Raw genomic sequence first — 6,262 nt, 5'->3', positions numbered from 1 at the left:
TTGCCTAGTTCAGCGATGCGATCTTGTGTATCTGGTTTAATGTTACCCGCCACAATACCAGAGAATACACGGCGAAGATTGGCGGCAAGGCCCACTTTGCTTTGGTTCATATGCAAATCTAAATTTGCCATATTTTCGTGGGTTGGGATAAATGGCTGTTGGAATTCAGGATCAATTTTCAACGACCAATTAAAGCCATAAGAATCATTATTTTCATAGCGTAAATGACGAATTTCTTCTATTGAAGATTTCATATGGCGCGCTACTGCCACAGGATCATCAATGATGATTTTATACAAGGATTGCGCTTCTTTCCCTAAGGTTTCGCCAACAAAGCGATCAATCGTGGCAAAATAATCCGCACTTTCTTTTGGCCCGGTTAAAATGAGTGGGATAGCTTGCGCTTGATTTTCTGGGTTGAGCTTAATTCCAAGGATATACAGTAATTCCTCGAATGTCCCAGGGCCGCCAGGGAAGATAATAATGCCGTGTCCCATACGAACAAAGGCTTCAAGGCGCTTTTCAATGTCAGGCATAATGATCAGCTCATTAACAATTGGGTTAGGTGGCTCAGAAGCAATGATTGAAGGCTCGGTGATGCCAATAAAACGGCTGTTTTTATAGCGTTGGTTGGAATGGCCAATCGCCGCCCTTTCATCGGCGCTTCCATCACCCCTGGTCCGCAGCCTGTGATGATATTTAATTCACGATGACCTAGTTCTAACCCCACCGCACGACAATATTGGTATTCAATTTGGTTGATGGAATGGCCGCCCCAGCACACCACCAAATTCGGCAATTCGCCCACAATTAAGGCTTTGGCATTACGCAAAATGGAAAACACTTGGTTGGTGATATGCCGGCTGTCTTGAATATCACAAGGATTAATCCGTTGACTTAGCACATTGACGAACACAATATCACGCAGGACGGCAAAAAGATGATACTGAATATTGCGGATAATATGTTGATCCACAAAGGCACTTTCTGGCGGATTGTGCAATTCAAGGGTGATACCACGCTCTGTCGCCACCAGTTCAATATCAAAATCAGGATATTGATTTAATAGTTTGCGGCTGTCATCGGTAACTGCACCAGAATTTAGCACCGCAAGCGAGCAGTTGCGATATAGCTGATATAGCTCGCTTTTGGCTTGCTTGGTGAGCAATTCCACTTCAAGATGCGAGAGCTGTTCCATACTCCCACGGGGATTCACATAATGAATATTCGCCATTGCGACCTCCTATTGTCTGGCTAAGCGTGCGTTGTGTGGCACGGTTTCAAAGTTCGAGCGGAACGGATTAATATCTAACCCACCGCGGCGTGTATAACGTGCGTAAACGGTGAGTTTTTCAGGCTGAGCAAAACGCATTAGATCACAATAAATTCGCTCAACGCATTGTTCGTGAAATTCGTTATGCTGACGGAAAGAAACCAAATAGCGCAACAATTTCTCGCGATCAATCCGTTTGCCTACATAATGAATTTGTAACGATCCCCAATCCGGTTGCTGAGTGATTAAACAATTTGATTTAAGCAAATGGCTCACCAAATGTTCTTCCACCTGTTCTGCGTGTGTGCAGTGTTCTAAATAATTGGGATTGAATTGATAATCTCGGATTTCGATATCCTGATCATCAATACAATCTCCTTGCAGGCTGTTAATGAAAGTGCGGTGGTAATTTTGCAAAGAATTTAACCGCACTTTGACTTGCCCTTTAGCGCAATCAGCCAAATCTTGCTGCAAGATCTGTTGCACCTGCTCGAAGCTGTCAAAATGGCTTTGATTAAAGCTGTTGAGATAAAGTTTAAAACTTTTAGATTCAATTAAATTTTCACTGCGGAAATCAATTTCCACGTCCGCAATCGCCACTTGCGGCACACCTTTGGGATTAAGCCAAGAGATTTCATAAGCCGTCCAAATATCTGCGCCAAAAGTAAAAGGCTGATTTTCCACAATCCCAAGCTGCGCGCGGTTTAATTGACGTGGCACGGCTTGCAATAAAGTGCGGTCGTAATGTTGTGCATATTTTGTTTCTTGCCCTAATTTTAAGGCGTGTAAACTTTCGTGGTTGTAATCCATATTTTTCCTTATTGCCAGTGCCAAGAAAGGTTGGATACCAATCGGCACTGATCACATTTAAAATCAAACAGATCAAAGAGCGGTGTTTTTAATGCCCAATTTTTATGGCAGCGTGGGCAGCAGCGTTGTTGTTCAGCTGTCAAACTTTCGCCACCAATGCGATATAAATAATAGTAAGTCGGAATGCCAGTGTGTTGCTCAATTTCTTGACATAAAGCATAACCGTGTTTCGATAAATTGCTGTGCAGATCAGAAATTTCAGCAAGGGCTTGGCTTTCTAGGGCTGTGCCGTTCATTTGTAACTGATCGCAAGCCTGCCAATTTTCTTGCCATTTGATGAGGTCTAAACTCAAGTGCGGTGCATTTTTGAAAAATTTATACAGTGGAATAGGCAAGTTATCATCGCCACTGTGCAATGGTGAGCAAGATTGCAAATAGGTGGTGTAAAGCACTTGCCAGCTTGGTCGCTCGCCTTGATAGGTGAGATCAGAATTTAAATCATCGGCAATCACTTGAAAACTATCAAAATTTATCCCCGCACTTTGTGCCTTATCTAAGGCATTTTGTACCGCTGAATTATTAAATTCGGGCAACAGGCTTTGTTGTTCGGGGCAAACTACACGCACGGCAATGCCTTGCTGGTGTTCTAATTCAGCGTGAAAAAGGGGAATTTCTCGCCCAAGAATTTGCCCGTTATAACGCCATTGTTCAATCACTTGATTAATCAATGGGTAAACCGCATTGTTGGGTTCAGTAAGGGTAAAAAAAGCTTCAATTAAATACATTCTCTGCCTTAATTTATAGGAAAGCGATTGCGTTTTTTCGCACTTAGCTTTGTGGTATCATAACGCCTTTGTTTCTGCACGAAAGGTGAACGCCACATTTTAGGCAGAATAAGATGAGAAAGCAAATTAAGGAATCCACAATGCGTGAACAAACAAAATATCAGTTACAACAGTTACAAAAAGCAATGGAGGAATTAGCCCTTTGGCAAGCCGTTGCACCGGAAGCGGCAGCATTTGACAGCGTTGAACCGTTTTGTATCGACACAATGAATGCGCACGAATGGTTGCAATGGGTGTTTATTCCGAGAATGTATGCCATTATTGAAAGCAACGAACCGTTACCGCACAAAATGGCGATTGTGCCTTATATTGAAGAAGCCTTAAAAGAAAAGGATATTGTGGAAGTGCAACGCTTAATTGAGCCGTTGAAAGCTATCGAAGAAATTTGCAACGCTCAAAATGATCGCACTTAATATTCTTTATCAAGATGAATATTTGGTGGCGGTGAATAAGCCAGCGGGAATGTTGGTGCATCGTAGCTGGCTTGATCGCCACGAAACCCAATTTGTGATGCAAACTTTGCGTGATCAAATTGGGCAGCACGTTTTTCCTATTCATCGTTTAGATCGCCCCACCTCTGGCGTGTTGCTGTTTGCTTTAAATGGGGAAATTGCCAAATTGTTGTGCGAGCAATTTGAACAAAAGCAGGTGGAAAAAAGCTATTTGGCGGTGGTGCGAGGTTATGTAACGAGGCAGGGCAGGATTGATTATCCGCTGAAAGTTCAATTAGATAAAATCGCCGATAAATTTGCTCAGCAAGATAAAGCACCGCAAGAGGCGATCACGGATTATGAAGGCTTAAAAACAGTGGAAATGCTTTATGGGGTAGGGCGTTATCAAACCAGCCGTTATTCTTTGGTGAAGCTCATTCCACAAACGGGGAGAAAGCATCAGTTACGTCGTCACTTAAAGCATATTTTTCACCCGATTTTAGGCGATACGCAATATGGCGATTTACATCAAAACCGTGCCTTAACCGAACATACCGGTGTGCAACGGCTAATGTTACACGCAGAAACGCTTGCGTTTATTCATCCCATAACAAAAAATCGGTTAAAAATCACCGCACCTTTAGATGAACAATGGCAATGCTTATTCGATGCGTTTTCTTGGAATGGGGTAGCGTAAACGTGCAAAAAGAAAAGATGAAACATCAAATGCGTAAAAATACAAGAAATTTTCTAGGAATTTCAAAGTGCGGTGTTTTTTCGTTTGTTTTTTGGTTAAAGCTCTTGTATAATCGCCCGACCCTGTGAATGTGTTGGCTTTCCCACCGCACATTATTTTATCGAGATCACACTCGAAGGGGTGAAGATTGAGATTCATGGTTGTGTTCAAATTTGAACACTGGGTATTAATATTATTTTATTGGTAATTAATTAATGAAAACTTTTGTAGCAAAACCAGAAACGGTTAAACGCGACTGGTATGTAGTAGATGCGACAGGTAAAACTTTAGGTCGTTTAGCGACTGAATTAGCACGTCGCCTTCGTGGTAAACATAAAGCTGAATATACTCCACACGTTGATACAGGTGATTACATCATCGTTATCAATGCGGATAAAGTTGCCGTAACAGGTAAAAAGAAAGCGATAAAATTTACTACTGGCACACTGGCTATGTAGGTGGTATCAAACAAGCGACATTTAAAGAAATGATTGCTCGCCGTCCAGAAGCTGTGATTGAAATTGCGGTTAAAGGTATGTTGCCAAAAGGCCCATTAGGTCGCGCAATGTATCGTAAATTGAAAGTGTACGCTGGTCCTAACCACGAACACGCAGCACAACAACCACAAGTTTTAGATATTTAATCACGAGGTGAGAAAAATGGCAGAGAATCAAACTACGGCACAGGTCGCCGCAAAAGCTCTTCAGCTCGTGTATTTATCAAACCGGGCAGTGGTAAAATCACTATTAACCAACGCGAATTAGACGTTTATTTCGGTCGCGAAACTTCTCGTATGATCGTACGTCAGCCATTAGAGTTGGTTGAATTAACTGATAAATTAGACCTATACATCACAGTCAAAGGTGGTGGTATTTCAGGTCAAGCGGGTGCAATCCGTCACGGTATCACTCGTGCATTAATTGAATATGATGAAACATTACGTCCAGCATTACGCGCAGCAGGCTTTGTTACTCGTGATGCTCGTCGCGTTGAACGTAAAAAAGTGGGTTTACACAAAGCACGTCGTCGCCCACAATACTCAAAACGTTAATCGTTTCTTATTCAAATACAGTTCAAATGGCAAGTTTTTACTTGCCATTTTTCTTTTCTAAATTTCTTAAATTAATCATTTTCAAGAAAAAATTCAATTTATAATCAATAAGATAGCTTGGTGTATGATAAATTTACTTAGCTATTTCCCTATAAATTATGGTAAAATATTCGCCTTTAATTTTAAATGATCGATAAGTAAAAGGTTAGCGGAGGAATAAAATGAGTAGTGCAGCAAATAAACGTTCAATAATGACCCTTTTTTCCAATAAAGACGATATTTATTGCCATCAAGTTCGCATTGTTTTAGCGGAAAAAGGAGTTGCTTATGAAATGGAAGAAATTGAGCCAGGTTCTGTTTCAGAAGATTTAATGGAGTTAAACCCTTATGGCACATTGCCAACTTTGGTAGATCGTGATTTAGTGCTATTTAATTCTCGTATTATTATGGAATATCTTGATGAGCGCTTTCCACACCCGCCATTAATGCCTGTTTATCCTGTATCGCGCGGTAAAAGCCGTTTATTAATGCTAAGAATTGAGCAGGATTGGTATTCTTTATTAAACCAAATTGAGCAAGGTGATGACGCTGAAAAAGAGCAGGCTGTCAAACAATTAAAAGAAGAATTATTAGCCATTGCACCAATTTTCAACCAAACTCCTTATTTTATGAGCGAAGAGTTTAGCTTGGTAGATTGCTATATTGCGCCGTTATTATGGCGTATGCAGAAATTAGGAATTCAATTTACAGGCGCAGGAAGTAAAGCGATTAAAATTATATGGAACGCGTGTACCAAAGAGATTCTTTCAAGCAATCCGTAGGCGAAGCAGCACCTAAAACCTAATGGATGATAAATAAAAGAGAGTAGTTATGGAACGTAAATTCTCACCGAAACGCCCTTATGTTTTAAGAGCTTATTATGATTGGTTGATAGACAATGATTGCACGCCGTACTTGGCTGTTGATGCCACTTATGCTGGCGTGAAAGTGCCGGTTGAATATGTTAAAGATGGGCAAATTGTGCTGAATATTTCAATGAATGCAACAGGAAACTTGCAATTAACCAATGATTTTGTTCAATTTAATGCACGTTTTCAAGGAATACCGCAAGAAATC

At 41.0% G+C, this 6,262-nt stretch carries 5 protein-coding genes and 4 pseudogenes; 6 read left to right on the top strand and 3 right to left on the bottom strand.

Going from position 1 to position 6,262, the window contains the following annotated elements; all coding sequences use genetic code 11:
• The 3 genes and pseudogenes from ppnN to C3Z13_RS09840 all read right to left on the bottom strand — a co-directional run.
• Positions 1 to 1,234: pseudogene (gene ppnN, locus C3Z13_RS09850) on the bottom strand (nucleotide 5'-monophosphate nucleosidase PpnN); the annotation flags it as partial.
• 9 nt (positions 1,235 to 1,243) lie between these two features.
• Complete coding sequence (gene queF, locus C3Z13_RS09845; RefSeq protein WP_103855805.1) at positions 1,244 to 2,083, bottom strand: NADPH-dependent 7-cyano-7-deazaguanine reductase QueF; 840 nt, start codon at positions 2,081 to 2,083, stop codon at positions 1,244 to 1,246.
• A gap of 8 nt (positions 2,084 to 2,091) precedes the next feature.
• Positions 2,092 to 2,868: a Zn-ribbon-containing protein gene (locus C3Z13_RS09840; RefSeq protein WP_103855804.1), complete on the bottom strand. Its 777-nt coding sequence runs from the start codon at positions 2,866 to 2,868 to the stop codon at positions 2,092 to 2,094.
• A gap of 140 nt (positions 2,869 to 3,008) precedes the next feature.
• Here C3Z13_RS09840 and C3Z13_RS09835 point away from each other — a divergent pair, with 140 nt between their 5' ends.
• From C3Z13_RS09835 to C3Z13_RS09810, 6 genes and pseudogenes are all read left to right on the top strand, one after another.
• Complete coding sequence (locus tag C3Z13_RS09835; protein WP_103855803.1) at positions 3,009 to 3,341, top strand: YqcC family protein; 333 nt, start codon at positions 3,009 to 3,011, stop codon at positions 3,339 to 3,341.
• A complete protein-coding gene (gene truC / locus C3Z13_RS09830) occupies positions 3,328 to 4,056 on the top strand; it encodes a tRNA pseudouridine(65) synthase TruC (RefSeq protein ID WP_103855802.1) in 729 nt (242 codons plus the stop codon). Before C3Z13_RS09835 ends, truC begins: the two co-directional genes overlap by 14 nt.
• 254 nt (positions 4,057 to 4,310) lie before the next feature.
• Positions 4,311 to 4,738: pseudogene (gene rplM / locus C3Z13_RS09825) on the top strand (50S ribosomal protein L13).
• Positions 4,739 to 4,754: 16 nt separating this feature from the next.
• A pseudogene (rpsI, locus tag C3Z13_RS09820) lies at positions 4,755 to 5,146 on the top strand (30S ribosomal protein S9).
• 221 nt (positions 5,147 to 5,367) lie between these two features.
• Positions 5,368 to 6,004 (top strand): annotated as a pseudogene (sspA, locus tag C3Z13_RS09815) (stringent starvation protein SspA).
• 12 nt (positions 6,005 to 6,016) lie between these two features.
• Positions 6,017 to 6,262, top strand: a 246-nt coding sequence (locus tag C3Z13_RS09810; protein ID WP_245872628.1) for a ClpXP protease specificity-enhancing factor SspB, incomplete at its 3' end; no start/stop codon positions are given.

This window comes from Avibacterium endocarditidis (assembly GCF_002921145.1).
Taxonomy (GTDB): domain Bacteria; phylum Pseudomonadota; class Gammaproteobacteria; order Enterobacterales; family Pasteurellaceae; genus Avibacterium; species Avibacterium endocarditidis.
The sequence above is the reverse complement of the archived record's forward strand: the minus strand, read 5'-3'. Positions and strand labels throughout refer to the sequence as shown.